This is a genomic window from bacterium (genome assembly GCA_020440705.1).
Classification (GTDB): domain Bacteria; phylum Krumholzibacteriota; class Krumholzibacteriia; order LZORAL124-64-63; family LZORAL124-64-63; genus JAGRNP01.
Genome location: JAGRNP010000229.1, coordinates 1 through 2,550 on the forward strand (window position 1 = coordinate 1; position 2,550 = coordinate 2,550).

Here is a 2,550-nt window from a genome sequence, read left to right on the forward strand (position 1 = left end):
GACGACCATGCCGACCGCCAGGATGATCGCCGTCAGGGTGACCATGTCCACCTGGATGCCCAGCAGCAGCATCACCGCGAAGGTGAGCAGGAAGGACATGGGCATTGAAACGGCCACGACCAGCCCACGGCGCCAGCTGCCGAGGAAAAGGAAGATCACCACGGCGGCCAGCAGGAGCGCCTGCCAGACGCTTTCCAACATGTTTCCGACGACCTGGCGGGTGAACGAGGCGGATTCCTCGGCCTCGCTGAATACGACGTCTGGGTACTGCGCCGCAAGCTCGGCCAGGCGGGCGCGGGCGGCCTCCACGACCGCGACGGTGTTGGCGTCGTCCTGCTTGAATACTTGTAGGGCAATGGCCGGATTGCCGGCGACGTGGAAGCGGGACAGATCCTCTGCGCCACCGACGGCTATGACTGCCACGTCCCCGACCTTCAACTGCCGCCCGCCGACCACCGGCAGCGGGACGGCCGCCAGGCCCCCGGGATGATCCGGCTGGCCGTCGACGCGGAACCCGTACTGCGTGCCGCCGCTACGGATCTGTCCGGCCGGCAGGCTCACGTTGTGGTCCTGCAGGGCGGCTGCCACCTGACCGATGGTCAGACGGTAGGCTTCCAGGGCCGTCCGGTCGACCTGGACGGAGATTTCCGGTTCATGGCCGCCGAACACGTCGACCACGGCCACGCCGGGCACGCGCTGGATTTCAGGGGCCAGGACATCTTCGGCCAGGCGCCGGACTGATACTAGGTCCTCGCCCCTGGCGCCCACCGTCAGGACCGGTCGGTCGCTCGTGGAGAACTTCAGGACCTGGGGATCGGCGATGCCCGCCGGCAGGCCGGCGCGGATGCGGGTCAAGGCGTTCTGGACGTCGATGGCCGCCAAATCGACCGAGACCCCGTACCGAAACTCGACTTCCACCAGGGACAGCCCGTCCTGGGACGTGGAGGCCACGCGGGCCACGCCTTCGAGCGAGGCGCACTCGGTCTCGATGGGCTCGGACACCAGATCCGCCACGTCCGCGGCCGTCGCCCCCGGGTACGAGGTCAGGACGTTCACCAGGGGAGGCGCGGTGTCGGGGAACAGCTGGATAGGCAAGGCGAAGTAGGCCAGGGTCCCGAACATCAGCACGCCTAGGGAGAGCGCGTAGATCGTGTGGCGGTTGTCGAGGGCGAATCCGGGCATGCTCACGATCCGGCCTCCTGCGTGACGGAGAAGACCGCAGCGCCGTCGCTCAGACGGTCCAGGTTGGTGACCGCGACCAGGGCCCCCTGCGGTGGCGCGGGGGCGATGGAGACCCAGCCGTCGACCTCGAGTCCGGTGGCGACATCCCAGCGCCGGGCGACGCCATCCTCGATCAGGAAGATCCACCTGCTGTCACCCCGACCGGCGACCGCCCGGGAAGGAACCGCCGCCCCGCCGACGCTTTCCTCCAGAACGAAATGGACGGACACCGGTTCTCCGGGTCGCCAATCCGCTCCTACTTCCGTGGGCACCGGCAGGGTGACGGCAAAGGTGCGCCCCTGGCCAGTGGCCGCGGGTGCCACCTCCTCAACCGCGGTCGCGATCGCCTCCTTTCCCGCGCCATCCAGGAAAGCCGGGATGCCCACCTCGATACCGGCGCGCACGTCTTCTGCCACGACCGGCACCTGCACCTCGATGTCAGTGCCACCCACGAGGACCAGCGGCTGGCCGGGCAGCACATGCTGGCCCGCTTCCACCCTCCATTCGAGGACGGTGCCGGCAAACGGGGAACGCTCACGGGTCCAATCCAGTCGGGCCTCGGCTTCGGCCAGGGCCGCTGCGGCCGCCGTCGCTGCGCGCTCGCTCGCCGCCAGCTGGTCCCGGGGCACCGCTCCCTTTGCGGCCAGGCTGACATCCTCGTCCCTCCGGCGCGTCCAGTAGTCGCGATCGGCGCGCAGCCGGGCGACGGTCGCCTCCAGGTCGGGCGCATGAAGGGCGGCCAACTCCCGACCCTCGGCCACGGATTCGCCTTCCACAGCTCCCAAGGAAGCCACGGTTCCCTGGATCCGGGCCGCCAGCAGGACCTCCCGCGCAGGTGCGACCGTTCCCAGATAGTCGAGCGTTCGCTGCAGAGGAGTTGCGCGAACCGGGGCGACGCGAACCGCCACAGGAGGCGTCTTCGGTTCGGTGGGCTCCCGCTTGCAGCCCGGCAGGAACGCCGCCAACAGGATCACCCCGGCCACGACGAACGCTCCGCCGGCCATGCTCAAGCCCTTCGTTGTCATCGTTCACCCTCCACAATCTCCAATGCGAGTGCGGGAGTCAGCGTCCCGGCTGACTTGTGGAACTCGATCCGAGCAAGCCGGACCTCATTGCGCAGACCGGCTGAACGGATCTTCAAAGCCAGCAGTTCGTTCTCATCCGCCAGGAGAGTCGACAGAGGCAGCCGGCCGGCCTCGTGCAGTTCCACTTGCGCGTCCACAGCCCTTGCCTTGGCCTCCGCACTCGCTCGGATCAGGCCCAGCTGGCCCTCCGCCGAATGCCAGCGATGAGTCGCCAACTCCATCCCGATGGTTGTTTCCTGCCTGA

At 68.5% G+C, this 2,550-nt stretch carries 3 protein-coding genes; all 3 read right to left on the reverse strand.

The window, feature by feature from the left end; all coding sequences use genetic code 11:
• A partial coding sequence (locus KDM41_17885) for an efflux RND transporter permease subunit (protein ID MCB1185293.1) occupies nucleotides 1-1,188 on the reverse strand: 1,188 nt, incomplete at its 3' end.
• Nucleotides 1,185-2,246: an efflux RND transporter periplasmic adaptor subunit gene (locus KDM41_17890; protein MCB1185294.1), complete on the reverse strand. Its 1,062-nt coding sequence runs from the start codon at nucleotides 2,244-2,246 to the stop codon at nucleotides 1,185-1,187. The genes KDM41_17890 and KDM41_17885, both read right to left, overlap by 4 nt.
• Nucleotides 2,243-2,550 (reverse strand): hypothetical protein (locus KDM41_17895; GenBank protein ID MCB1185295.1); only part of this gene is annotated, 308 nt, incomplete at its 5' end. The genes KDM41_17895 and KDM41_17890, both read right to left, overlap by 4 nt.